Source organism: Xanthomonas campestris pv. badrii (assembly GCF_012848175.1).
Classification (GTDB): domain Bacteria; phylum Pseudomonadota; class Gammaproteobacteria; order Xanthomonadales; family Xanthomonadaceae; genus Xanthomonas; species Xanthomonas campestris_C.
Genome location: NZ_CP051651.1, coordinates 3,172,332 through 3,196,868 on the forward strand (window position 1 = coordinate 3,172,332; position 24,537 = coordinate 3,196,868).

At 66.0% G+C, this 24,537-nt stretch carries 17 protein-coding genes, 2 other RNA genes, 2 pseudogenes and 1 riboswitch; of the genes and pseudogenes, 9 read left to right on the plus strand and 12 right to left on the minus strand.

Annotation, left to right across the window (positions count from 1 at the left end; all coding sequences use genetic code 11):
* Positions 1 to 12: 12 nt before the first annotated feature.
* The 7 genes and pseudogenes from cbiB to HG421_RS13410 all read right to left on the minus strand — a co-directional run.
* Positions 13 to 924: pseudogene (cbiB, locus tag HG421_RS13380) on the minus strand (adenosylcobinamide-phosphate synthase CbiB); the annotation flags it as partial.
* A 64-nt stretch (positions 925 to 988) separates the two neighbouring features.
* Positions 989 to 1,600: a cob(I)yrinic acid a,c-diamide adenosyltransferase gene (gene cobO, locus HG421_RS13385; protein WP_169706793.1), complete on the minus strand. Its 612-nt coding sequence runs from the start codon at positions 1,598 to 1,600 to the stop codon at positions 989 to 991.
* Between the two features lie 229 nt (positions 1,601 to 1,829).
* On the minus strand, positions 1,830 to 2,417 hold the full coding sequence (locus HG421_RS13390; protein WP_169706794.1) for a hypothetical protein: 588 nt from the start codon (positions 2,415 to 2,417) through the stop codon (positions 1,830 to 1,832).
* A 97-nt stretch (positions 2,418 to 2,514) separates the two neighbouring features.
* The gene (gene btuB, locus HG421_RS13395; protein WP_169706795.1) at positions 2,515 to 4,392 is read right to left on the minus strand and encodes a TonB-dependent vitamin B12 receptor; all 1,878 of its coding nucleotides are present in this window, start codon (positions 4,390 to 4,392) and stop codon (positions 2,515 to 2,517) included.
* A 117-nt stretch (positions 4,393 to 4,509) separates the two neighbouring features.
* Positions 4,510 to 4,736, minus strand: a riboswitch (cobalamin riboswitch).
* 568 nt (positions 4,737 to 5,304) lie between these two features.
* Entirely contained in the window at positions 5,305 to 6,591 is a 1,287-nt protein-coding gene (locus HG421_RS13400; protein WP_169706796.1) for an O-acetylhomoserine aminocarboxypropyltransferase/cysteine synthase family protein, read from the minus strand.
* A 208-nt stretch (positions 6,592 to 6,799) separates the two neighbouring features.
* Complete coding sequence (gene clpB, locus HG421_RS13405; protein ID WP_169706797.1) at positions 6,800 to 9,385, minus strand: ATP-dependent chaperone ClpB; 2,586 nt, start codon at positions 9,383 to 9,385, stop codon at positions 6,800 to 6,802.
* Positions 9,386 to 9,567: 182 nt separating this feature from the next.
* Positions 9,568 to 9,813: pseudogene (locus HG421_RS13410) on the minus strand (ABC transporter ATP-binding protein); the annotation flags it as partial.
* A gap of 177 nt (positions 9,814 to 9,990) precedes the next feature.
* Here HG421_RS13410 and HG421_RS13415 point away from each other — a divergent pair.
* Positions 9,991 to 10,299, plus strand: coding sequence for a GIY-YIG nuclease family protein (locus HG421_RS13415; RefSeq protein WP_169706798.1), 309 nt, complete (start codon positions 9,991 to 9,993; stop codon positions 10,297 to 10,299).
* 45 nt (positions 10,300 to 10,344) lie between these two features.
* A complete protein-coding gene (locus tag HG421_RS13420; RefSeq protein ID WP_169706799.1) occupies positions 10,345 to 11,052 on the plus strand; it encodes a glutathione S-transferase in 708 nt (235 codons plus the stop codon).
* Between the two features lie 222 nt (positions 11,053 to 11,274).
* Here the strand turns inward: HG421_RS13420 and HG421_RS13425 are convergent.
* Positions 11,275 to 11,349, minus strand: a non-coding RNA gene (locus tag HG421_RS13425) — sX9 sRNA.
* Here HG421_RS13425 and HG421_RS13430 point away from each other — a divergent pair.
* Positions 11,333 to 11,408: non-coding RNA, sX9 sRNA (locus HG421_RS13430), on the plus strand. The genes HG421_RS13425 and HG421_RS13430 overlap by 17 nt on opposite strands.
* A gap of 8 nt (positions 11,409 to 11,416) precedes the next feature.
* Here HG421_RS13430 and HG421_RS13435 read toward each other — a convergent pair.
* From HG421_RS13435 to HG421_RS13445, 3 genes are all read right to left on the minus strand, one after another.
* The gene (locus HG421_RS13435) at positions 11,417 to 12,232 is read right to left on the minus strand and encodes a DUF3014 domain-containing protein (RefSeq protein ID WP_169706800.1); all 816 of its coding nucleotides are present in this window, start codon (positions 12,230 to 12,232) and stop codon (positions 11,417 to 11,419) included.
* Positions 12,233 to 12,504: 272 nt separating this feature from the next.
* Positions 12,505 to 13,674, minus strand: a complete 1,170-nt coding sequence (locus HG421_RS13440; RefSeq protein ID WP_169706801.1) for a lysozyme inhibitor LprI family protein — start codon at positions 13,672 to 13,674, stop codon at positions 12,505 to 12,507.
* Entirely contained in the window at positions 13,671 to 15,272 is a 1,602-nt protein-coding gene (locus HG421_RS13445; protein ID WP_169706802.1) for a hypothetical protein, read from the minus strand. The genes HG421_RS13440 and HG421_RS13445 overlap by 4 nt, the downstream gene beginning before the upstream one ends.
* Positions 15,273 to 15,511: 239 nt before the next feature.
* Between HG421_RS13445 and HG421_RS13450 the strand changes: the two genes are divergently transcribed.
* Positions 15,512 to 16,171, plus strand: coding sequence for a hypothetical protein (locus HG421_RS13450; RefSeq protein ID WP_169706803.1), 660 nt, complete (start codon positions 15,512 to 15,514; stop codon positions 16,169 to 16,171).
* 10 nt (positions 16,172 to 16,181) lie between these two features.
* A complete protein-coding gene (locus HG421_RS13455) occupies positions 16,182 to 16,451 on the plus strand; it encodes a hypothetical protein (protein ID WP_169706804.1) in 270 nt (89 codons plus the stop codon).
* A 272-nt stretch (positions 16,452 to 16,723) separates the two neighbouring features.
* Here HG421_RS13455 and HG421_RS13460 read toward each other — a convergent pair whose 3' ends face one another.
* Entirely contained in the window at positions 16,724 to 17,197 is a 474-nt protein-coding gene (locus HG421_RS13460) for a DUF3574 domain-containing protein (protein WP_169708192.1), read from the minus strand.
* A gap of 208 nt (positions 17,198 to 17,405) precedes the next feature.
* On the opposite strand from HG421_RS13460, the gene HG421_RS13465 reads away from it, so the two are divergent.
* From HG421_RS13465 to otsA, 4 genes are all read left to right on the plus strand, one after another.
* Complete coding sequence (locus HG421_RS13465; RefSeq protein WP_169706805.1) at positions 17,406 to 19,841, plus strand: TonB-dependent receptor plug domain-containing protein; 2,436 nt, start codon at positions 17,406 to 17,408, stop codon at positions 19,839 to 19,841.
* A 205-nt stretch (positions 19,842 to 20,046) separates the two neighbouring features.
* Positions 20,047 to 20,805 (plus strand): trehalose-phosphatase, encoded by a 759-nt coding sequence (gene otsB / locus HG421_RS13470; RefSeq protein ID WP_169706806.1) that lies wholly within the window; start codon positions 20,047 to 20,049, stop codon positions 20,803 to 20,805.
* Positions 20,806 to 20,852: 47 nt separating this feature from the next.
* Positions 20,853 to 22,631, plus strand: coding sequence for a glycoside hydrolase family 15 protein (locus HG421_RS13475; RefSeq protein ID WP_169706807.1), 1,779 nt, complete (start codon positions 20,853 to 20,855; stop codon positions 22,629 to 22,631).
* Positions 22,628 to 23,995: an alpha,alpha-trehalose-phosphate synthase (UDP-forming) gene (otsA, locus tag HG421_RS13480; protein ID WP_169706808.1), complete on the plus strand. Its 1,368-nt coding sequence runs from the start codon at positions 22,628 to 22,630 to the stop codon at positions 23,993 to 23,995. Before HG421_RS13475 ends, otsA begins: the two co-directional genes overlap by 4 nt.
* Positions 23,996 to 24,537 lie beyond the last annotated feature (542 nt).

Sequence of the window (24,537 nt, forward strand, 5' to 3'; positions counted from 1 at the left end):
CGGCTGCGATCCTTGCATCACCAGTGCCATCGACAAGGCGCCGAGCAGCAACCAGAGCAGCACGCCTGCGCGCACCAGCAGCAGCGCGCGGCGCACGCTGTCGGCGCTGGCCGGAGCGCCCTCGCCCAAGACGGGACGTGGCTGCCACTGGCCGTGATACGGCGCCGGGCCACCCAGGCGCACGCGCAGCGCGCCGGCACCGGCGGCCATCACCGGCCCGGCATTCGGGCTTTTCCAGCCGCGGCCCTGGTGCCAGGCGCAGCGCAGGCCCGCATGCGTTGCGCCGAGCGCGGCGTAGGTCACTGCGGTCAGGCGTGCCGGCAACCAGTTGAGCACATCGTCGATGCGTGCCGCCGCCCAGCCGAAGCTGGCGTAGCGCGGCGTGCGATAGCCCCACATCGCATCCAGCGTATTGGACAGCCGGTACAGCACCGCGCCCGGCGCACCCAGCAGCACTCCCCAGAACAATGCGGCGAATACGGCATCGCTGCCGTTCTCCAGCACCGATTCGGTCGCGGCCGCGGCCACCTGCGTGGCATCCAGCGCGGCGGTATCGCGGCTGACGACGCGGGCCACTGCCGCGCGCGCTGCCGGCAGGTCGTCGGCCTGCAACGCAGCGATCACCGGTTGCGCGTGTTCGCCCAGGCTGCGCAATCCCAGCGCCAGGTACAGCACCACGGCGGCAAATCCGGCCGCTGCCCAGGCCGACCACCACCACAACAGCGCCTGCAGCCCTGCGGCCACCAGCGTCCACGGCAGCACCGTGACACACCACGCCAGCACCCCGGCGCTGCGGTGGTCACGGTGCAGGCGTTGCTCGATGCGCTGCGCCCAGCGGCCGAACAGCACCAGCGGATGCGCACGCCGCGGCTCGCCCAGCAGCAGGTCCAGCAGCACTGCTGCGGCGGCCGTCAGCAGCAGCATCACGCGCGGCCCAACCGCATGCCACACGTCAGCCCACCGCCGGGCAACCCGCGCGCACGCATGCCTACAGCTCGATGCCGAGCTGCGCCTTGATGCCGGCGTTGAAGGCATGTTTGACCAGCCGCATCTCGGTGACCGTGTCTGCCACCTCGATCAGGCCGGCGGGCGCTCCGCGTCCGGTGATCACCACGTGCTGACCGGGCGGACGCGCAGCCACCGCGGCCAGTACCTCGTCCAACGCAACGTAGTCCTTCACCAAGGCGATATTGAGTTCGTCCAGCAGCACGAAGTCGTAGCGTGCATCGGCCAGCATGCCGCGCGCCAGCTGCCAGGCCGCCTGCGCGGCGGCGATGTCCACGTTGCGGTCCTGGGTTTCCCAGGTGAAGCCTTCGCCCATCACGTGGTAGTCCAGCAGATCGGGAAAACGGCGAAAGAATGCCTCTTCGCCAGTGGAGAAGGTGCCCTTGATGAACTGCACCACGCCGCAGTGCAGGCCATGCCCGAGCGAGCGCGCCAGCATGCCGAAGCCGGACGAACTCTTGCCCTTGCCGTTGCCGGTGTTGACTAGCAGCACACCGCGATCGATCACTGCGCGCGCGATGCGCCGGTCCACCAGTTCCTTCTTGCGTTGCGCGCGTTGCCGATAATGCGCGTCGTCGTGCTCGGGGGAATTCATGCGCGTTCTCCCATCATTGGAAGCGCAGCGAGGCTGCGCCGTGTTGCGATCGATGCGAAGGCGATGACCGGAAAGAACACCGCCCACGGTGCGCTGGGCAGGATGTCAGCGCCTGCGACAGGTTGCCCGTGGGCACCGACCATCAGCAATACCAGGGCAATGCCGCAGGCCCATGCCGCACCGCCGTACAACCTCGCACCTGCCGGTGCGATTGCCTGCGCTGTCGCCGTCATGACAGTTCCAGTGGTGTGACCGGCTCGGTGACACTGCGCAGCGCGCGCCAACGCAGCAGGCACCATGCACCGACCAGCGCCAGATACAGCGCGGTGGTACGCACGAACAGCGGGCCCCACTGCCATGCGCGCTGCAGGTAATGCGCCCAGTGCGGGTCGGCGTAGCGCCCGCCCAACCAGTAGAACGCGCCATTGGAGATCAGGAACGATACCGCTGCAGCCGCGACCCCCAGCGCCCAGGCCGCGCACAGCGACATCGCCGCAGGTGCAAGCCGCGCCTGGAACGCACGGCCGGCGTACCACAGCACGGCATAGGCCAGCGGCAGCGCGGCGTAGGCGGCGGTGATGCAGAAGTCGCTGACGCCGGCCAGCGATACCGCGGCCCAGTCGATCAGCACCGCCAGTCCCAGCAACAGCGAAAACGCCGTATGCCGACGCAGCGCCAGGCCACCGAGAAAGAACACCGCCATCGAGGCATCCGGCAGATGCAGCCAATCGCCGACGTGATGAAAGCGGGTGGCCGTCATCGCCAGCATCAGGGCGATGAGCAGGTTGCGTCTGGCGGTGCGGGAAAGTGGTGTCATCGGTATTGCTCAAGAACAACCAAGTGGGCTCCTCGCTGCGACCGGTCGACACCGGCCGCCTGGCTGCATCGGCGATCCGCGCTGTGCCAAGCGCGTTTCACCGGGTCGGCTGGTAGCGGAAGGTCAGCAGGTAGTTGCGTCCCGGCTGTGCGTACCAGCGTGCGGTTTCGTACTGGCGGTCGAACACATTGTTGGCGGTGAACTGCACCTTCAAGTCTGCGTTCACCGCATAGCTCACGCGCAGATCCAGCAAGCCGTAGCCGGCCAGTTGCTCGGTATTGGCCAGGTCGTCGTAGCGCTTGCCCGACCCGAACAGGCTCGCGCCCACGCCGAACGCGCCGAAGCTGCGGTCGGCATCGATCCGCCCGCTCTGCCGTGCGCGCCGCGGCAACCAGTTACCATGATCGACCTCGCCATCGGCCTGCGGCTGCAGCCAGGTCAGCGCGCTGCGCAGGGTCCAGCCGGCCAGCTCGGTGTCGTAGCCGGCTTCCACACCGCGGATGCGCGCCTGGTCGATGTTGTTCGGCTGCCCGAACGGATGGGTGGCATCCACCAGCCCCGCATCGTAGGCAATCAGATCGTCGATGCGGGTCTGGAACGCATTGAGCGTCCACACCCCCCAGTCGTAGCTGCCACGCAAGCCCAGCTCGGCACTGTTGGAGGTTTCCGGCCCCAGCAGCGGATTGCCGAAATCGGGGTAGTACAGCTCGTTGAAGGTGGGTGCCTTGAACGCGGTGCCATAGCTGGCGGTCAGGCGCAGATGCTCGGCAACATCCCAGCCCCACAGCAGGCTGCCGGTGGTCTTGCCGCCGAACTGGCTGTTGTCGTTGCGCCGCAGGCTGGCCTGCAGCGACTGGCTGCCAAAGCTCTGCTGCCACTGCGCAAACGCGGCGCGGTCGATCCGGCTGTCGGCATCGTAGCTGTCGCTGCTGGCGATGGCATCGCGCTGCCAGTCGAAGCCGACCGTGAGCAGGCCGGGTGCGGTGGTGATGTCGGCCTGCAGCGAGCCCTGCTTGCGGCGCGTGTCGTAGGTGGACAGGTACGCGCCGTCGTAATAGCTATCGCTCAGATCGGCGCTGCTCCCCAGGCTGGCGGTGAATTTGAGCACGTCGCTGGGCGCATAGCGCACGCGCCCGCCCACGGCCTGCTGCACGCCCTTGCCCAGGTTGCCGCCGAAGGCCGAGCCGTCGTATTCGTTGCGGCTCTGCGTACGCAACGCATGCACATCGGCATCCCACTGCCGGTTGAAGCGCCAGCCGCCCTGCATGCTCAATGAATCGTTGCGATAGCCGTCGCGGTCCGGATCGTAGGCGCTGGAGCTGGTATCCAGATACGCATTGATGCCATCGGTTTGGTCATGCACGGCGTTGACCGAATACCAGCCGCCGGCCTCGCTCGGATCGCCCTGGCTGCGCCCGGCGACACCGGCGCCATAACGGCGCGCATTGTCGCTGCCGGCCGCCACGCTGAGCGTGGGCACGAAGCTGCCTTGCGGGCGACGGGTAAAGATCTGGATCACCCCGCCCAATGCCTCGGAGCCGTACAGGCTGGAAAACGGCCCACGCACGATTTCGATGCGCTCGATCTGCTCGATCGGCAGGTCCTGCAGCGCCGCGCCACCAGATGTGGCCGAGCCGATGCGCACGCCGTCGATCAGCACCACCAGATGATCCGACTCGGTGCCGCGCAGGAACAACGAGGTCGCCTTGCCCGGGCCGCCGTTATTGGCCAGCGACACGCCGGCTTCGCCACGCAGCAGGTCCTGCAACGCGGTGACCTGGCGACGCTCGATCTGCGCGCGGTCGATCACGGTGACCGGCGCCAGCGTCTGGTCCTGGGTCTGCGCGGTGCGCGAGGCGGTGACCACCACTTCGTCGAGATCGATGGCGGCCTCGGCCTGGGCCAGGTTGGCCACGCACAGCGACAACCCCACGGCCAGCACGGCGCGAGACGGCAAAACGGAAGAAACGGACATCGACTGCTGCTCCTGGAACCGCGCCTACCCGCGCGGGGGCAATGGGGTCGGCAGGCAGCAACGGGCCAGGCGTCCGGCGCGCGAGCACCAGATGCACAGGGCCACGCCCACCGCGTGCCGGGTCAATCCCTAAAGGCCGGTCTCCGGGCTTGCGAGCGGAAGCGTGGTTGCTTCCCGGATCCGCGCCTTCCCATGCACAGCACAGTGGCGTTACCTGCGGACCCTTGTCTCGCCCACCGTTGCGGGGGCAGCTCCGGACTTGCGCCGCGCCAAGGCGAGGCGCGCACCGGATTCCCGTTTAAACCACCGGCCAGCCGGCAGTCACCTCAGGGGCGCGCATGGTAGCAGGATTGGCGGCGGCGCCTTGGGCGGTGCGCGGCAACCGGCCAGGCGCAGAGCGTCGCCACGCGCCTACCAAGGGGGTGCCAATTCCTTCTCCCGCCGGGACATTGTCCTCCCTCATGCGGGAGAAGGTGGCTCGCAGCGCAGGATGAGGGTACGAAGCCTCGCGATACATGGAAGCAGCATGCTGGGTTGCACGCATGTCCGCCACCGAGCTTCATCTCTCACAGACGAGTGGGCTTCGCCCCCGTACCCTCACCCCAACCCCTCTCCCGCGGGGAGAGGGGCTTCAAGCCGTGATTCATCGGCGTGTTGAAGATTTCCGGGTCATGGAAGCGACGTGCCGAGGCGGCTGCGTGGCTGGGGATTGGCGCAGAGCGGCACATGGATGTGCCGCGGCGGCGAGTCAGACAGGATGTCTGACCGAGCCGAGGAGCCAGTCCCCGGCCGCGCTGCCGCCCCTGCCGAAGCCAGTACCGACAGGCATCGTGCTTCGCCGTACCCTCACCCAATCCCACTGCCGCAGGGAGAGGGGCTCCCCGTTCTTGCTTATGAAGATGGCTGAAAACCTCACGCCCCCTGCAGCGCCTGCTCCAGATCCGCCAGCAGATCATCGATATGTTCGATCCCGATCGACAACCGCACGGTGTCTTCGCTCACCCCGGCATGCTCCAGTTCGGCCGGCCCGAGCTGGCGGTGCGTGGTGGATGCCGGGTGCGTGGCCAGCGACTTGGCATCGCCGATATTCACCAGCCGGGTAAACAGCTGCAGCGCATCCAGAAACCGTGCACCGGCCGCGCGCCCACCGGGCAACCCGAAGGTCAGCACGCCCGAGCCGTGCCCGCCCAGGTACTTCTGCGCCAGCGCGTGCTCGGGGTGATCGGGCAGCGCCGCGTAATTGACCCAGGCAACGCGCGCATGCTGCTGCAGGTAGCGGGCAATCGCCAACGTATTGGCATTGATGCGCTCCATGCGCAACGGCAAGGTCTCGATGCCTTGCAGGATCAGGAACGCATTGAACGGCGACAACGCCGCACCGGTATTGCGCAGCGGCACCACTCGCGCGCGGCCGATGTAGGCGGCCTCGCCCAGCGCCTCGGTATACACCACGCCGTGGTAGCTCACATCCGGCTCGTTGAGGCGCGGGAAGCGCGCCTTGTGTGCGGCCCACGGAAAGCGCCCGCTGTCCACGATCGCACCACCGATGCTGTTGCCGTGCCCGCCCAGGTACTTGGTCAACGAATGCACCACGATGTCGGCACCGAAGTCGATCGGCCGCAGTAGCGACGGCGTGGCCACGGTGTTGTCCACGATCAGCGGCACGCCGTGCGCATGCGCGACCGCGGCAACGGCTTCGATGTCGGTGATATTGCCACGCGGGTTGCCGATCGACTCGACGAACACTGCCTTGGTGCGGTCGTCGATCAGGCCGGCAAACGCCTGCGGGTCGCGATAGTCGGCAAACCGCGTGCTGATGCCGAACTGCGGCAGCGTATGCGCGAACAGATTGTAGGTACCGCCATACAACGCGCTGGACGACACGATGTTGTCGCCCGCCTCGGCGATGGTCTGGATCGCATAGGTCACCGCGGCCTGCCCCGATGCCAGCGCCAGCGCCCCGATGCCGCCTTCCAGCGCGGCCACGCGCTGCTCCAGCACATCGTTGGTGGGGTTCATGATGCGGCTGTAGATATTGCCCTGCACCTTCAGGTCGAACAGATCAGCGCCGTGCTGGGTATCGTCGAAGGCATAGGCCACGGTCTGGTAGATCGGCACGGCCACCGCGCGCGTGGTGGGATCGGGACGATAGCCCCCGTGTACGGCGATGGTCTCGGATTTCCACTGCGGATCGGTCATGGCACGGCTCGCTCTCGGAAAGAACGCCGAAGATAGCCGCGACCGCTGGTTCCTTCCCAAAGCAGTGGTGATGACCTCATGCCACCGCGTTGTAAGCACAACTGATGCGCCGCGCCCGTCCGCATAACGCAAACGGGCACTACCTGCGCAGTGCCCGTTTGATACATCACTCATCTATGCCGATGCGACGCACGCCCATGACCAACTCTCAGCCCTTCGTAAACGCCAGCCGCCCGCCGTCGCTGCGCACCCGCACGGTCTCGCCGCTGGCGTATTGGCCCGACAGGATCTGCTGGGCCAACGGGTTTTCCACCTGCGACTGGATCGCGCGCTTGAGCGGGCGCGCGCCATACACCGGGTCGAAGCCGACATTGCCGAGCAGATCCAGCGCGGCATCGTCCAGGTCCAGCTTGAGGCCGCGCTCGGCCAGGCGTTTTTCCAGGCCCTGCAGCTGGATACGCGCGATCGACTTGATCTGCGCCTTGTCCAGCGGATGGAACACCACGATGTCGTCCAGCCGGTTGATGAACTCCGGGCGGAAATGCGCCTGCACCACGCCCATCACCGCCGCCTTCATCTGCGTATAGGCCTCGGCACTATCGTCGCCGGACAGTTCCTGGATCTGATGCGAGCCCAGGTTGGAAGTCATCACGATGACGGTATTGCGGAAATCCACGGTGCGGCCCTGGCCATCGGTCAGGCGGCCATCGTCGAGCACCTGCAACAGGATGTTGAAGACATCGGCGTGCGCCTTTTCCACCTCGTCCAGCAGGATCAGCGAATACGGGCGACGACGCACCGCCTCGGTCAGATAGCCGCCCTCCTCGTAGCCCACGTAGCCCGGAGGTGCACCGATCAGCCGCGCGACCGAGTGCTTCTCCATGAACTCGCTCATGTCGATGCGGATCATCGCCTCGGTGCTGTCGAACAGGAAATCGGCCAGCGCCTTGCACAGCTCGGTCTTGCCCACGCCGGTGGGACCCAGGAACAGGAACGAGCCGCTGGGACGATTGGGATCGGACAGCCCGGCACGCGAGCGGCGCACCGCATCGGACACCACCTTGATCGCCTCGTTCTGGCCAACCACGCGGTGATGCAGCTCATCTTCCATGCGCAGCAATTTGTCGCGCTCGCCTTCGAGCATCTTGTTGACCGGAATACCGGTCCAGCGCGACACCACCTCGGCGATTTCCTCGGCAGTCACGCGGTCCTGCACCAGCTTGAAGTCGTGGTGCTCCACTTCGTTGGCCAGCAGCATCTGCTTTTCCAGCTGCGGCAGCACCCCGTACTGGATCTCGCTCATCTTGGCGTAGTCCTGGCGGCGCTGTGCGGCTTCCAGCTCCAGCTTGGCGTGCTCGATCTGCTCCTTGATCTTGGTGGTGCCCTGCAGCGCGGCCTTCTCCGACTTCCACACCTCGTTGAGATCGGAGAACTCGCGTTCGAGCTTGTCGATGTCGCTTTCCAGGTCGGCCAGGCGCTGCCGCGAGGCTTCGTCCTTTTCCTTCTTCAGCATCTCGCGCTGGATCTTGAGCTGGATCAGGCGGCGCTCCAGGCGATCAAGTTCCTCCGGCTTGGAGTCGATCTCCATGCGGATGCGCGATGCGGCTTCGTCCATCAGGTCGATGGCCTTGTCCGGCAGCTGGCGGTCGGTGATGTAGCGGTTGGATAGCGTAGCCGCCGCCACGATCGCCGGGTCGGTGATCTCCACGCCGTGATGCACGGCGTAGCGTTCCTTCAGCCCACGCAGGATCGCGATGGTGTCCTCCACCGTCGGCTCGCCCACGAACACCTTCTGGAAGCGGCGCTCCAGCGCGGCATCCTTTTCGATGTACTTGCGGTATTCGTCCAGCGTGGTGGCACCGATGCAATGCAGCTCGCCGCGCGCCAGTGCCGGCTTGAGCATGTTGCCAGCGTCCATCGCGCCATCGGCCTTGCCCGCGCCAACCATGGTGTGCAGCTCATCGATGAACAGGATGATCTGGCCTTCGTTCTTGGACAGGTCGCTGAGCACAGCCTTGAGGCGTTCTTCGAATTCGCCGCGGAACTTGGCGCCGGCGATCAGCGCGCCCATGTCCAGCGACAGCACGCGCTTGCCGCGCAGCCCTTCGGGCACTTCGCCGTTGATGATGCGCTGGGCCAGGCCTTCGACAATGGCGGTCTTGCCGACGCCGGGTTCGCCGATCAGCACCGGGTTGTTCTTGGTGCGCCGCTGCAACACCTGGATGGTGCGGCGGATTTCTTCATCGCGGCCGATCACCGGATCGAGCTTGCCGCTCTCGGCGCGCGCCGTCAGATCGATGGTGTATTTCTCCAGCGCCTGGCGCTGTTCCTCGGCATTTTCCGATTGCACGGTTTCGCCGCCGCGCAGCTTGTCGATGGCCGCTTCGATCTTCTTCTTGTCGCCCCCGGCCGCACGCAGCGCCACGCCCAGCGGGCTGGCATCGTCGGCAGCGGCCAGCACGAACCACTCACTGGCGATGAAGGCATCGCCGTGCTGCTGGGCGAGCTTGTCGGTCTGGTTGAGCAGGCGATTGAGATCGTTGCCGATCGACAGGTTGCCTTCCTGGCCGGACACCTTGGGCAGCGTCTCCAGCGCTTCGCCGAGGCGCTCGCGCAGCAGCGGCACGTTGACGCCGGCTTGCGACAGCAACGGGCGCGTGCTGCCGCCACTTTGGTCTAGCAGCGCGGCCAGTACGTGCACCGGTTCGATGATGTTGTGGTCGCGTCCCACGGCCAGCGACTGTGCGTCGGCCAGTGCCTGCTGGAACCGCGAAGTGAGTTTGTCCATCCGCATGGGGATTCCTCTGAACGGGTGGCCGGCAAGTCCGGCGATACCGAGCAGATGCGGTTTCCAGGCGGCGTTTCAAGGTGTGCTGCGACACGAAGATGCTGGCCGCCGGCAGCCAGAGCTGTGCCCGGCAGCCGCGGTTGCCGCTGCGCACGCAGTGCGCGGTGGCTTGCCAGTGGCAGAGCGCGCTAGCCGATCCGCCGCAGCGGCCCCCCCGCCCGCGCCGAAGCGGCAGGTGTTACGGCGCCCTGCTCCGCGGCCGACATCGGTGCCTCCCCCGCCCCGCTGCCCAACAGGCGCGAGAGCACCTGCGCCTGGGTCGCCGCCAGCGCCGGCATGCCGGACGTGCGCGGGTGCGCCACCGGCACGTCCACCTCCAGGCCGACCTGGCCGTGCTCGATCACCACGATGCGATCGGCCAGCGCGCAGGCCTCGGCCGGCCCGCACAGGCCGTAGTTGCGCGCCATCTCGATCAGTGCCGGGTCCACGCTGCGGATCCGGTGTGTTTGGGTGCTGATTCACTCCGGCAGCGCGGAGTCGGCCGCAGGCGCCGCCGGCCAGTCACCGCCGCGAACGCAGCGCATGCTTCACCGAAGGGCGATAATGCGCGGATGGATGCGCCCAAGCCCTGGTATCTCTATCTGCTGCTGTGTCGCAATGGCAGCTATTACGCCGGCATCACCAACGACCTGGAGCGGCGCTTTCAGGCGCATCTGCGTGGCACCGGTGCGCGTTACACACGCGCCAACCCGCCGTTGCAATTGCTGGCCAGCCACCCGTATCCGGACCGTGCCAGTGCCTCGCGCGCCGAGTGCACACTCAAGCGGCAACCGCGCGCACGCAAGCTGGCTTGGCTGTTGGCGCAGCCGCACGACACCGCTGGGTCACAGGCTGCTGACACCTCGATCACGCCCGCCTAGCCACGCCTTTCCTACGCTGCAGTGCCACCCTCTTCGGAGTCGCGCATGCACTATCAGCTCTATTACTGGACCGGCCTGCAGGGCCGCGGCGAATTCGTGCGCCTGGCCCTGGAAGATGCCGGTGCCGCGTACACCGATGTGGCGCGTGTCGAGGGCGACGACGTCATGGCTCCCTTCCTGGAAGGCGAGCAGCCGGGCGCGCAACCGTTTGCCCCGCCCTTCCTGCAGGCAGGCGATGTGGTGGTGGCGCAGGTGGCAGCGATCTTGCATTTTCTGGGTCCGTCGCTGCAGCTGGTCCCCGATGACGAGGCGCAGCGCCTGCAGGCGCTGCAACTGCAAATGACCATTGCCGATCTGGTGGCCGAGGTGCACGACACCCATCATCCGATCGCGACCGGCCTGTACTACGAGGACCAGAAGGCCGAAGCCGCCAAGCGTGCCAAGGACCTGCGCGACAACCGTCTGCCCAAGTTTCTCGGCCATTTCGAGCAGGTGGTGCAGCAGGCTGGTGGGACCTGTGCGTTGGGCCTGCACTCGTATGTGGATCTGTCGTTGTTTCAGCTACTCAGCGGGCTGGACTACATGTTCCCGAAGCGGATGGCGACATTGGCGACCGACATCCCGGGTCTGCGCGCCGTACAGCAGCGCGTGGCAGCACGCCCACGGATCGCCGCCTACCTCGCCTCCGAACGGCGCGTGGCGTTCAACACCAGCGGCATCTTCCGCCACTACCCGGAGCTCGATGCGGCGTAGGCGCTGGCAGGGAGTGCATGCGGCAGTACCCGGCCGTCGCGTCAGCGGCCAAGCAGCGGCTGGCACGATGCGCCTGGCGGGCTGCGAGCATGCCAATCGCATGTCCAGCTGAGCGATGGCGCTTTGCCTGCAAACAGCGCTGCAGCCGATTCCACATGCGGCCACAGACGCGCCTGCATGACCGCAGGCCGCAGGTCGGATCCACGGCCGGACGCCAAGAGCGGCTAACAAAAACTACTGCGCAGCCGTCAGGCGGGCGCGGTCGATGCTCGGAATCGGCATGTACCACTCGTACACTCCGGTTCCTGCGCCCCGCCCACACCCACCTGACGACTGCTCGCTACGTTCTGTTAGCCGCTCTGAATCAGCGCGTCTGCAACAAGGCCGCACGAATGCGCTGCAGTTGCGCCTTCACTGCCGACGCCTGCTGCGGCCCCAGCCGCACGATGGCCTTCTGCCCGACCGACAATCCTTCCAATGCCGGGTCCACGAAGCGATAGCGGCCACGCGCATCGCGCACCACCGCCACCGGCTGCGTTGGGTCCGGCGTGCGCAACAGGTGGTCGATCACATCGATCACGCGGTCGTTGAAATAACGGTCCGGTGCGCCCAGGTTGGCGTAGGCCTGCTGAAACAGCGGGTAGAAGCGCACATAGCTGCGCGCCATTGCCTGCGCATCCACGGCGGTGAATGCGGCGACATACGGTGCATAGCGGCTGGCATTGGCGTGATCGATGACGGTGCGATCTGCAGCAGGCGTCACCTGCAGTTCGCCCGGGACCAGCTGCAGCACCGAGGCGCGGCGGCTGATGCTGGGCTGGGTGAGGTTGTCGATCATGACGACCACGCGCTCGATCAGGTGCGGCCGCAACACGAGCGACAGCGCTGCGTCGTCGGGCACCAGATCCAGCAGCGCCTGCCATGCGGCGTCATCGCTCTGCGCCAATGCGGGAATTGCAGCATCGGCGGCATCGGCCGATGGCGCCTGCACCGGATGTCGCGGCGCGGCGGGGGTGGGAGGCGATGGAGCGACCGCAGCAGCCACCGCGCTGGCGGTCTGGCTGACGGGTGCAGGTAGCGCGCCCGATGTCTCGCGTGGCCCGCTGAACAGCCACCAGGCGGCGCCGACAATCAATGGCACGGCCACTAGCCACGGCCAGCGCGACGGCTTGGTTTGCATCATGGAACTCCTTGCATCGACAACAACACCTGGACTATGACCATCAGATGTTGCAAGGGTTCCATCGATCTGCCGCCGCAGCGCATTCATCGATCGCGCGCATGGCGACGCAATGCGCATGAGCGCCTTAAACCTCTCGCCAATCCCGCAGGGGCGCTCCGTCCGAACGCGCGGACCGTCCGCGCTCAGGCAGGCATCCCAACACGCGTTCTACCGTGCAATCCGAAGCAATGGCGCATGGTGCGAAGCACCAGGTGCCATTCGCCCTGCCTTCAACCGGCGAAGTTCAGCCGCGCATTCACCCACGCCGCCACGATCGCAGCGGCCGCCTCCTTGGCCTGTTTTTCCGGCAAGCGCTTTTCGCGCACCAGCCATGCGGCGGTCTCTGCGCGCACCTTTGGCAGTAACGCGCGTACCGCCTTGCGCGCTGCGGCGGGCCAACCACTGCCATCGCCGCTCCAGGCGGCAATCGCCTTGTCCGGGTCATCTCCGTAGCGCTTGCGCAAGGCCGGTTGCAGATACAGCAGCGGCGACACCGATGCACGCAGCGCAATCACCCCCCACTCGGCGTAGCTGGCATAGCGGATGGTGCCGGCGTCCTTGCCCAGGGCTTCGATCAAGGAATCGAAACCATCGTCCAGCTGCTTCCAGCCGGGCAGCGCGAACAGCCCGCCCGGCGCCTCGCAGACCGGGGCGAACGAATCGCGTGTGGATCCGTACAACGGCCCGAATGCCTCGTACGCCGGCTCGCCCAACGCGGCGAAGATGAAGCAATGCACATAGGGGCGGTTGCCGCTGCCATCGCGCTCGATCCACATGCGCAGCAGCAGGAGCACCTTGTTCGGATCCTGCGCATCAGGGCCTGCCCGGGCATCGTCCAGCAGCGAAGCGGCAAAATCGTCGACCGTGCGCAAGGCCTTGCGCGCGCTATCGAAGCGCGCCGTCGCCAGTGCGCCATCCACGCCGGCGGCCGGCACGAACCGATGCAGATACGCCAGCCACGCCGATGCCAGCGGCGCGTCGTACGCCTGCAACTGGCGCGCCGCCTCGGCAGGCGCGGCGGGAATGCTGGCGATGCTGCGGTCCAGTACCTGTTGCTGGGCGGTGAGGGCCTTGGTCAGCACATCGGTCCTGGTGGTGAGGCTGCGCTGCAGACAGTCGTCCGGCTTGGCGTCCTGCGCGCAGGCATTGCGCTGCCGCAGCCAGGCGCGTTGCTGATCGCGCACGCCGGCCACTGCAGCGCGCGGCGTGGTCTGCACCAGCTCCCGGTAACGCTCATCCAGCTGCTCGTCCAGCCGGCCAAGCGCCGGCACCGCACACAGGCGTTTTTCTACCGGTGTGCTCGCCCGCGTGCAGTCGAACGAGGCTGCCCACGCACCGCTGGCACCCAGTACCAATGCAGCGCCAAGCAACCACTGCAGCGCGCATGAGTGGCGCGTCATTGCACAGCCTGCTTGCGCGCCGGCAGCAGCGACAGCAGTAACAAGGTCACTGCCAGCGCGACATAGGCGCCGACGAACTGCCAGCTGATCACCCGCGCCAGCCCGTGCAGCGACCAGGGCAGATAGATGCCACCGCGCGGGTCTACCGAGTGGATCAACCCGAACAGGGTCAGCCCTGCGGCGACCAACAAAAACCCTGCGCCGCGCCGCAACCGGCCATCGATCATCGCCGCCACCGTGGCGATCCACAGCATCGCCGTGATGATGAAGCCGTTGCCCAGCGCAAAGATCACCGCCAGTTCCGGCAGGCCATGTCCATCCACCCGCGTGGTCAGCGCCACCAGTTGATCCGGCGCGATCCAGCCCGGCGCCTTGATGGTCAGCAGGTACGCCACCGAGGGCAGGAACCCCAGCACCATGGCGCCGGCATGTTGCCGGGGCGTGGCCTGGAACGCCTGGGTGGTGATGTCGATGGACACATACACGATGATCGGCGCCAGCACCGCCAGCGGCAGCCACTGCACCAACCCGCTGATGATGCCCAGCATGCCGCCGATGCCGACGAACAGACCGGTCAGCAGCGTGTAGCCCGAGCGCGCGCCCATGTGCTTGTACGCGGGCTGGCCGATGTAGGGCGTGGTCTGCGCCACGCCGCCGCAGACGCCGGCCACCACTGTGGCAAAGGCTTCCACCAGCAGGATGTCGCGGGTGCGGTAATCGTCGCCGGCTGCGCGCGCGCTTTCGCTGACATTGATGCCGCCCACCACCATCAACAGGCCGAAGGGCAGCAGCAATGGCAGATACGCCACCGTGGCCGGTAATCCATCGATGAACCCCAGGTTCGGCAGCGGCAGCACGATCTGCGGCGCCGTCCAGGCCGGCACGGCGAAGCCCGGCGCGCCCAGCCCGGCCAGGCCAAGCCCGTAATACAGCGCAGTGCCGATCACGAAGGCCACCAACACGCCCGGCAGCTTGGTCGGCAAGCGGCCCTTGGCCAGCAGCACGTACAGCAGCAGGCCCAAGGTGACGAAGCCGGCCACCGGCGAGCGCAAGGTTTCCAGCAGCGGCAGCAATCCCATCAACACCAGCGCGATGCCGGCGATGGAGCCGAGCAGCGCCGCACGCGGCAGCGCCCGGGTCACCGCCTCGCCCACGAACGACAGCACCAGCTTGAGCAGGCCCATCACCACCAGTGCGGCCATGCCGAGCTTCCAGGTGGCGATCGCCGCCGCCTGCGGGTCCAGCCCTTGTGCCTTGAAGCCGGCAAACGCCGGGCCCAGCACCAGCAGCGCCATGCCGATGCTGGTGGGCGCATCCAGGCCCAGCGGCATCGCAGTGACGTCGTCGCGCCCGGTGCGGGCGGCCAGCCGCCGCGCCATCAAGGTGTAGAGCAGGTTGCCCACCAGCACCCCGAACGCGGTGCCGGGGAACATGCGCCCGAACACCACCTCGGCGGGAAACTGGAAGATGCCCACCAGCGCCATCGCAATGAAGCCCAGGATGGAGAGATTGTCGACCACCAGGCCGAAGAAGCCATTGAGGTCGCCGGCGACGAACCAGCGCGGCGAGGCCGCAGGACGCGAAGAGGGAGCGGGCATGGGGTCTGCAAGACGTGGGTGGACAGGCGATGGTAGCCGCAGTCCACCCCCACACGACAGTCGAGTATTGCTTACCCGGATCAGTCGAATCACCACGTCCGCATGTATCGCACCCGGGCACCCCACAAAAACGTGCGTTTGGCAAAAGTAGGCTCTGATCACGAACTGGCAATGGCATCGCCCTGTCTCCAGGCAATTGCGCGATCATCGCAACGCACACGATCACAAAGCGGTTGCCTATGAACGAGGACATCATCGCGTCATCTCGATTGACTGTGGAGACCTTTCAACGTCTGGTCAAATATCCCTTGCAGGAGCTACTGGGCGGTGAGATCTACAGCGTAGAGGACGAAGCGCAAAGTGGCTCAGCGCTTGCTCAGACCCTGGATCAATCTGCTTCCTCGGATCTATTGGTCCAATACCAGGCCAGCGGCTCGATCTTCGCCGCAGCGAGCCGGATTCTGTTCAACGACCAGGATGGCTGCAATCGGTTTGATATGTCGATTACGCTGCGCAATTCGGTGAACCGCAGCATCGACCGCACCGAATTGAACAAGCTGCGCGCTTGCGCAATGCAACTTCGCAACGGAATACCGGCACTGATCCCCCGCTTCCTTTGCTACGCGCGCGTTTTCCCGAAGAAGTCGCCGACCACGCTGTTCGATCTGATCGCACTGGAGACGCTCCCATTGGTCGATCATGTCTTCAACAGCAATGAATTCGATCTACCACGGCTGCGCAGGCAGATGGAAGCAGAAAATTGCGAGGAAGTATCGTTTGATCCCGCGTTACGAAATCTGGCGGGGATCAGGACCAAGAACGCCAATACATTCGTTTATTTGAGCAAGCGCTATCTCGATCAGGCGGGCATGCCCTACATGTACCGGAAATACACATGACTATGACCCAGTGCTTGCCAACGGTAAGGCGAAGAGTCTGGTCATTTTCTCGAATGCACCCAAGCGCCTTGCGTTGGCAAGCCTTGCGCTACCAGCACTGCTGGCGGTGATTTTCCTGCGCCGACAAGACACCGCCGATGAGCAGCGCAGCTTCGACTCTTTGGCCGCTGCTCAGCGGTTCGCCGAAGAGCGAGACCTTTCCGGATTCGACTGCTTCCTGAGCAGCAAGCAGGGGCGATGGGAGGTACGCTGCTACCGGCGCCCACAATCTCCGCAATAGAAGCGCGCGCCACCCGCGCACCGTGACTACGGCGGCACACGCCGGACCGAGTAGGTGCAGCGCGCCAACACAGCCAGCGCCTTGCCGCGCCAGGCGCCCTGTACGGTCACGTCTGCGCGATGCAGTCCGGACATTCCCGCATGTGCCCCCTACCCGACGGGGACTGCGCACCTATCCACTACGGATGGAACGTCGGCAGCGCGCGCACTGCGGCGCCGGCAAAGATTCGTCCTGCGGAGTCGCCGACCGCGCAGCCATGTTCGCCGCATCGCTCAGAACGACACCTCCACCGGCTGCCGCGACCACAGCACCGACTGGTGCCCGGTGGCCTGCTTCCAGGCCAGCCGGATCGCCTCGATGTCGTTGCGCCGCTGCGGGGTGTCTTCATGCAGGATCACCAGCACCTTGGTGCCCAGCCGGTTCGGCTCCCTGGCGCCGCGAAACAGCCACTGGCCGTAGGCATCGAACACGGTCAGCCCGTCCGGGAAGCGCGGGGTCACCTCCTTGTCCAGGAATGCGCGCCACTGCGCCTGGCCGATGGTGCGGGTCTGCGGGCGGTCCGCCGGGCCGGTTTCCTCGCCTACGCCGAAGTACAGTTCGCTACGCACCCAACCGTGCGCCGCAGCCGGCCGCGCCGCATCGCCCTGCAGGCTGGCGGTGGTCGCGGCCGGTGCGCTGGCAGGCGTGGTCGCGCAGGCGCTCAGGGCCAGCACGGCGGCAAACAGGCAGGACGGCAGCAACTTCATCGACTTCTCCACGGCAGGTTCGGGGGGCAGGCTCATGCGTTCCGGATATCAGCTGATACCGGCATGCGCGCACTGTGCCATCTCGCACAGGCCTGAACAACGCGATAATATCTCTCCATCCGGATGAATGTGGAAAATCCGACCCCTTTGCGCCCCAGCCTGGCCGGATGCCAACCGCGCGGCGCGTTGCAGTTGCAGGAGAGAGAGCATGACCCGCCCCACCCTTTCGGTGATCGGCCTGGCCGCGGCCACGGTGTTGAGCGCCAGCGCACAGGCCCAGCAAGCCGATGCCGGCGCCACCACCCTGGACACCGTGATCGTCACCGGCACCCGTGCCAGCGACCGTACCGTGCTGGAATCGACCGTGCCGGTGGACGTACTCACCGCCGAAGACATCCGCAAGGCCGGCGTGGTCAACGGCGAACTGGGCAGCGCGCTGCAGGCGCTGCTGCCCTCGTTCAACTTCCCGCGCCAGTCCAACTCCGGCGGTGCCGACCATATCCGCGCCGCGCAGCTGCGCGGGCTCTCGCCCGACCAGGTGCTGGTGCTGGTCAACGGCAAGCGCCGCCACACCTCGGCGCTGGTCAATACCGACAGCAAGATCGGCAAGGGCACCACGCCGGTGGACTTCAACTCCATCCCGATCAACGCGATCAAGCGCATCGAAGTGCTGCGCGATGGCGCCGGCGCGCAGTACGGCTCCGATGCCATTGCCGGCGTCATCAACGTGATCCTGGACGACAACCCGGAGCGTGGCGAACTGGAAGCCAGCTTCGGCGCCTATAACACCGACGTGAAGCCGATCGACCGCCGTGTCACCGATGGCCAGACCAGCTATGCCAGCGCCAAGGTCGGCACGCTGCTGGGCGACGACGGTGGTTTCTTCAAGGTGGGCCTGGAGCTGAAGAACCGCGAAGCGACCAACCGCGCCGGCTTCGACCAGATTCCGCCGTTCGAAGAGCAGACCCCGGCCAACCTCGCCTTGGCCGGCCGGCGCAACTACGTCCTCGGCGATGGCGCCACCAAGGGCCTGAACGCCTGGCTCAATACCAAGATCCCCTTCAGCCCCACCGGCGAGTTCTACGCCTTCGCCACCTACAACCAGCGCGATACCGAAGGCGCCAACTACTTCCGTTACCCGGACAGCAGCGCCAACTGGCGCGAGCTCTATCCCAACGGCTACCGGCCGATTTCCGAAGGCGAGAACCGCGACCTGCAGGCAGTGGCCGGCGCACGCGGGCAATGGGGCAACTGGGATTACGACGCCAGCGTCAACCATGGCCGCAACGACTTCACCTACCGGCTGCGCAATTCGCTCAACGCCTCGCTGGGGCCGACCAGCACCACGCGCTTCAAGACCGGCGATTTTGCCTTCGCGCAGACCGTGGGCAACCTCGATCTGACCCGCGTATTCGATGCTGCCGGTGCCACCCACACCTTTGGCACTGGTGCTGAATTCCGCCGCGAGCAGTACCGCACCCACGCCGGCGACCCGGCCAGCTACGCGGCCGGCCCGTTCACCGACCGCCCCACCGGCTCGCAGGCCGGCGGCGGCCTCACCCCGCAGGACGAGGCCGACCTGTCGCGCAATGTCGCCAGCGCCTACGCCAACGTCTCCAGCCAGTTCGGCGACAAATTCTCCACCGACCTGGCTGGCCGCTACGAGCATTACCAGGACTTCGGCAGCCAGTGGACCGGCAAGCTGGCCGCGCGCTATGCGTTCGCCCCGGCGTTCGCACTGCGTGGCGCCATTTCCAACAACGTGCGCGCGCCCTCGCTCAGCCAGATCGGTTACGAAGCCACCTCCACCGGCTACGACGCCGCCGGCCGCCTGACCCAGGGCCGCCTGCTGTCGGTCAACAACCCGATCGCACGCGCGCTCGGCGCCACCGACCTGAAGCCAGAAAAATCGGTCAATTACAGCCTGGGCTTCACCAGCCAGCTGGGCGACCACTTCGACCTGTCGCTGGATTTCTTCCAGATCGATATCGACGACCGCATTGCGTTGTCCGAAGACATCACCGGCGATGCATTGACCAGTTTCGTGCAGCAGAACTTCGGCGTGACCGGCGTGCAGAGCGCCAGCTACTTCCTCAACGCTGCCGACACCCGCACCCGCGGCGCCGAGCTGGTGGCCAACTGGCGCCAGTACGCCTTCGGCGGCGACCTGCTGCTGACCGGCACCTACAGCTACGCCAAGACCGAGCTGGAAAACATCATCGCCACCCCGGCGCAGCTGCTCGCCTTGAACCCGGACTACGTGCTGTTCGGCGTGGAAGAGAGCAACACGCTCACCGATGCCGCACCGCGCACGCGCGCTGCGCTGGCGGCCAACTGGAGCAACCAACGCTGGAATCTGCAGACCCGCGTGAACCGCTATGGCAGCGCCACCCGCGTGTTCGACTTCGGCGGCGGCTTCGTGCCGCGCCAGACCTACGGCGCCGAATGGCAGCTGGACCTGGAAGCCGAATACCACCTGGGCACGCAGTGGACGCTGGCCATCGGCGGGCAGAACATCCTGGACAACTATTCGGACCGCTCCATCGACGACATCGCCTACTTCGGCAACCTGCCCTACGACGTGCTGTCGCCGATCGGCAGCAACGGCGCGTACTGGTATGGGCGGGTGCGGTACAGCTTCTGAGCAACAGCGCAGAACTCTAAAGCCCCTCTCCTGCGGGAGAGGGGTTGGGGTGAGGGTACGGGCGAAGCCCTCGTGCAGCCAAACTCCAACAGGCTTCGCCCGTACCCTCATCCGCCCCTGCGGGGCACCTTCTCCCGACGGGAGAAGGGGTAATCGCCGCCGTTCCATAACCTGAATCTCACACCGCCTTGCGCACACTGCCCTGATGGCAGACGTGCATTCCCCCCTTCCGTCGCCGCCATTGCTGGACGATGCCTGCGCATTGTTCCTGGACGTGGACGGCACCCTGATCGATTTTGCCGACAGCCCCGAGGCGGTGCGGCTATTGCCTGAGGTGCGTGCGGCCATCGGCCGCCTCAGCGTGCGGCTCGCTGGCGCCATCGCCCTGGTCAGCGGGCGGCCGCTGGCACAGCTCGACGCCCTGTTCGCCCCGCTGATCCTCCCGGCCGCCGGCCTGCACGGCCATGAGCTGCGCAGCGACACCGCGGCGCGCGCAGCGATGCCGCAGGACACCTCCGAGTGGCTGCATGGCCTGCATCAACGCGCCGCCGCGCTCACCCATCGGCATCCCGGCGTGCTGGTCGAAGACAAGGGCGTCAGCGTGGCGCTGCACTGGCGCGCGCAGCCGCTGGCCGGCCCCGACGTGCTCGCCTTCGCGCAGGACGAAATCGCCCAGCTCTCCGGTTACCGCCTGCAGCCGGGCGATCACGTCGTGGAATTCGTGCCCGAAGGCAGCAACAAGGGCCTGGCGGTAGAACAGCTGATGCAGCACGGCGCCTTCGCCGGCCGTACCCCCGTGTTCGTGGGCGACGATCTCACCGACGAATTCGGTTTCGAGGCGGCAAACCGGCTCGGCGGCTGGAGCGTGCTGGTGGGCGACCGTGCCCAGACCAGCGCGCGCTATCGCGTCCCAGGCACGGCCGCCGTCCATGCGTGGCTGCAACAGAACGCGCGCGGTACCTGAGCACCCGCCCTCCCCCTTTCGTCATTGCATAGGATCGTTGGTACTTCATGACCGAGCCAAACCTGGATCTGGGCGTCATCGGCAACTGCAGCTTCGGCGCATTGGTGGATCGGCAGGCACGCGTGGTGTGGAGCTGCCTGCCCGCCTTCGACGGCGACCCCGCCTTTTGTTCGCTGCTGTCGCCCAAGACCGAGGGTGGCGACTTTGCCGTGGAGCTGGAGGATTTCGTCAGCAGCGAGCAGCACTACCTGTCCAATACCGCCGTGCTGCGCACGGTCCTGCGCGACAGCAAGGGCGGCGAAGTCGAGGTGATCGATTTCGCACCGCGCTGGCGCAATAACGGCCGCTTCTATCGGCCGGTGAGCATCATCCGCCAGATCCGTCCGTTGGCCGGCAACCCGCGCATCATCGTGCGCGCCCGCCCGCTGGCCGATTGGGGTGGCCGCACGCCCGAGACCACCTGGGGCAGCAACCATATCCGCTGGGTGTTGCCGGAATTCACCCTGCGCCTGACCACCGACGTGCCGGTGCGGTTCGTGCGCGATGGCCTGCCATTCGTGCTCAGTCACCCGGTCAGCCTGGTGCTGGGCGTGGACGAATCGCTGACCCGCTCGCTCACCGGCTATGTGCAGGAAGCGCAGGAGCGCACCGAAGAATACTGGCGCGAGTGGGTGCGGTATCTGTCGATCCCGCTGGACTGGCAGGAAGCGGTGATCCGCAGCGCGATCACGCTCAAGCTGTGCCAGTACGAAGACAGTGGCGCGATCATTGCCGCGATGACCACCTCGATCCCGGAAGCGCCCAACACCCCGCGCAACTGGGATTACCGCTATTGCTGGCTGCGCGATGCGGCCTTCGTGGTGCGTGCGCTCAATCGCCTGGGCGCCACCCGCACGATGGAGCAGTTCATCGGCTACATCTTCAACATCGCCACCAGCGACGGCACCATGCAGCCGCTGTACGGCATCGGTTTCGAATCGCAGCTGGAAGAGCACGAAGTCGAGACGATGGCTGGCTACCGCGGCATGGGCCCGGTGCGGCGCGGCAACCTGGCCTGGATCCAGCAACAGCACGATGTCTACGGCAGCGTGGTGCTGGCGTCCACGCAGCTGTTCTTCGACCTGCGCCTGAAGGATCAGGGCGATGCAGACACCTTCCGTCGCCTGGAGCCGCTGGGCGAACGCGCCTACGCACTGCACAACGTGCCCGATGCCGGCCTGTGGGAATTCCGCGGCCGCGCCGAGGTGCACACCTACACCGCCGCGATGTGCTGGGCGGCCTGCGACCGGCTGTCCAAGATCGCCGAGCGGCTGGTGTTGCCCGAGCGCAGCAGCTATTGGCGCGAGCGTGCCGACAGCATCCGCGAGCGCGTGTTGAACGAGGCCTGGAGCGAGGAGCGCGGCCACTTCACCGACACGCTCGGCGGTCACCGCCTGGATGCCTCGCTGTTGCTGCTGGCCGATATCGGCATCGTGGATGCTGGCGACAGCCGCTTCGTGCGCACGGTCGAAGCGGTGGGCCGCGTGCTCAAGCATGGCGACGCGCTCTACCGCTACATCGCACCGGACGACTTCGGCGAGCCGGAAACCAGCTTCACCATCTGCACGTTCTGGTACATCGATGCGCTGGCGTCCATCGGCCGCAAGGACGAGGCGCGTGAACTGTTCGAGCGCATTCTCTCGCGCCGCAATCACCTGGGCTTGCTGTCCGAAGACCTATCGTTCGAGGACGGCGAAGCCTGGGGCAATTTCCCGCAGACCTATTCGCACGTCGGCTTGATCATCGCAGCGATGCGCTTGTCGCGGAGCTGGCAGGAGGCATCATGAGTCGTTTGGTGGTGGTATCCAATCGCGTCGCAGTGCCGGGCGAAACCCGGGCCGGCGGCCTGGCGGTGGGGTTGCTGGCCGCGCTCAAGGAGCGCGGCGGCATGTGGTTCGGCTGGAGCGGCAAGACCGCACGCGGCGACAGTGGCGGCATGCACGAGCAGACCGAAGGCGACATCACCTTCGTCACCATGGACCTCAACAAGCGCGACATCGATTCGTACTACAACGGTTTCGCCAACCGCACGCTGTGGCCCCTGCTGCACTTTCGCCTGGATCTGGTGGACTACGATCGCGCCACCCGCGAAGGCTATCTACGCGTCAATCGCCTGTTCGCAGAAAAACTCGCGCCGTTGCTGAAAGACAGCGATACGGTGTGGATCCACGATTACCATATGATTCCGCTGGGCGCGATGCTGCGCGAGTTGGGCGTGGGCTGCAAGATGGGTTTCTTCCTGCACGTGCCGATGCCGTCGGCCGATCTGGTGCAGGCAATGCCCGACCACGCACGCTTGTTCAGCATGTTCTACGCCTACGATCTGGTGGGCTTCCAGACCCAGCGCGATGCCGAACGCTTCAAGGCGTATGTGCGCCTGTTCGGCGGCGGCCGCATTCTGGAAGGCGACCTGGTCGAAGGCCCGGGCGGGCGGCGGTTCACTGCGGCATCGTTCCCCATCGGTATCGATACCGATCTGATTGCCAATCAGGCAAAGGCCGCCGTCGGCAAGCAGGCGGTGCGCGATTTGCGCGAGAGTCTGCGCGGGCGGCAACTCGCCATCGGTGTGGACCGGCTGGATTATTCCAAGGGCCTGCCGGAACGCTTCCAGGGCTTCGAGCGTTATCTGGAACGTTATCCGGATCAATCCGGCAGCCTGACCTATCTGCAGATCGCGCCGGTGTCGCGCGGCGATGTCACCGAATACCGTCACCTGCGCAGCCAGCTCGAACAGATCGCCGGCCATATCAATGGTGGGCATGCAGAGCCGGACTGGACGCCACTACGCTACGTCAACCAGAACTTCAGCCATGCCACGTTGACCGGCTTCTATCGTGCGGCCTCTGTATGCCTGGTCACGCCATTGCGCGATGGCATGAACCTGGTCGCCAAGGAATTCGTGGCGGCACAGGATCCGGAAGACCCGGGTGTCCTGGTGCTGTCGCTGTTCGCTGGCGCGGCCGACGAAATGAAGGAAGCGCTGCTGGTCAATCCGCACGATCTGGACGGTGTGGCCGATGCGATTGCAACCGCGGCCAGCATGCCGCTGGCCAGCCGCATCGAGCGCTGGCACGCCATGATGGACCACCTGCGCAAGAACACCATCAATCACTGGCGCCAACGCTATCTACAGGCACTGGCCGAGGTCTGAGCCAGGCTCGGCGCGCCCAGACGCACCGCGATCGGGCAATGCATCCTTCTCCTGCCGGGAGAAAGGTGCCCGAAGGGGGGATGAGGGTACGTGTACACGTAACCCTGAAAAATCTCGGCGTCTACAGATCCCGATTTTCAAATCCCAAAATTCCCGCTTTATCATTTGAGTCAATAGCGAAATAGAGCTACCCCAGAATCATGCATTCGCCGCCACATGCGAATGCCGCCCGAACCGATGGGCATCCACTGCAGACTCACATTCCCTCTGAATTTGAGCAATTTCAGCGTTCCATGCTCACAGGTTGGAACGCTGGTTCCTATTCCGTCACGGACAGGCGGCGGCGGGAGGTCTAAAATATCTACATGAGTGGCGCTGAGGACCCTGGGAGGGGCTGCGCGTTCATGGCGTTCGATGTTCCTGTTAGATCCGGGCCGCCTATCTGCCACCTGCGATCTCTCTCCCTCCACGGCTTGTCGCCCGCTGCGGCCCCAAGTCCTTCCTGACATCTCAAAATGACTGATCAATCCTCAAAACGTGGG

Excerpts from the sequence above, each read along its gene's own strand:
- cobO (WP_169706793.1), bottom strand. The coding sequence starts at position 1,600 with ATGAATTCCCCCGAGCACGACGACGCGCATTATCGGCAACGCGCGCAA.
- btuB (WP_169706795.1), bottom strand. The coding sequence starts at position 4,392 with ATGTCCGTTTCTTCCGTTTTGCCGTCTCGCGCCGTGCTGGCCGTGGGG.
- HG421_RS13460 (WP_169708192.1), bottom strand. The coding sequence starts at position 17,197 with ATGAAGTTGCTGCCGTCCTGCCTGTTTGCCGCCGTGCTGGCCCTGAGC.
- HG421_RS13440 (WP_169706801.1), bottom strand. The coding sequence starts at position 13,674 with ATGACGCGCCACTCATGCGCGCTGCAGTGGTTGCTTGGCGCTGCATTG.
- HG421_RS13445 (WP_169706802.1), bottom strand. The coding sequence starts at position 15,272 with ATGCCCGCTCCCTCTTCGCGTCCTGCGGCCTCGCCGCGCTGGTTCGTC.
- otsB (WP_169706806.1), top strand. The coding sequence starts at position 20,047 with ATGGCAGACGTGCATTCCCCCCTTCCGTCGCCGCCATTGCTGGACGAT.
- HG421_RS13435 (WP_169706800.1), bottom strand. The coding sequence starts at position 12,232 with ATGCAAACCAAGCCGTCGCGCTGGCCGTGGCTAGTGGCCGTGCCATTG.
- HG421_RS13450 (WP_169706803.1), top strand. The coding sequence starts at position 15,512 with ATGAACGAGGACATCATCGCGTCATCTCGATTGACTGTGGAGACCTTT.
- clpB (WP_169706797.1), bottom strand. The coding sequence starts at position 9,385 with ATGCGGATGGACAAACTCACTTCGCGGTTCCAGCAGGCACTGGCCGAC.
- HG421_RS13400 (WP_169706796.1), bottom strand. The coding sequence starts at position 6,591 with ATGACCGATCCGCAGTGGAAATCCGAGACCATCGCCGTACACGGGGGC.
- HG421_RS13390 (WP_169706794.1), bottom strand. The coding sequence starts at position 2,417 with ATGACACCACTTTCCCGCACCGCCAGACGCAACCTGCTCATCGCCCTG.
- HG421_RS13420 (WP_169706799.1), top strand. The coding sequence starts at position 10,345 with ATGCACTATCAGCTCTATTACTGGACCGGCCTGCAGGGCCGCGGCGAA.
- HG421_RS13475 (WP_169706807.1), top strand. The coding sequence starts at position 20,853 with ATGACCGAGCCAAACCTGGATCTGGGCGTCATCGGCAACTGCAGCTTC.
- HG421_RS13415 (WP_169706798.1), top strand. The coding sequence starts at position 9,991 with ATGGATGCGCCCAAGCCCTGGTATCTCTATCTGCTGCTGTGTCGCAAT.
- HG421_RS13465 (WP_169706805.1), top strand. The coding sequence starts at position 17,406 with ATGACCCGCCCCACCCTTTCGGTGATCGGCCTGGCCGCGGCCACGGTG.
- otsA (WP_169706808.1), top strand. The coding sequence starts at position 22,628 with ATGAGTCGTTTGGTGGTGGTATCCAATCGCGTCGCAGTGCCGGGCGAA.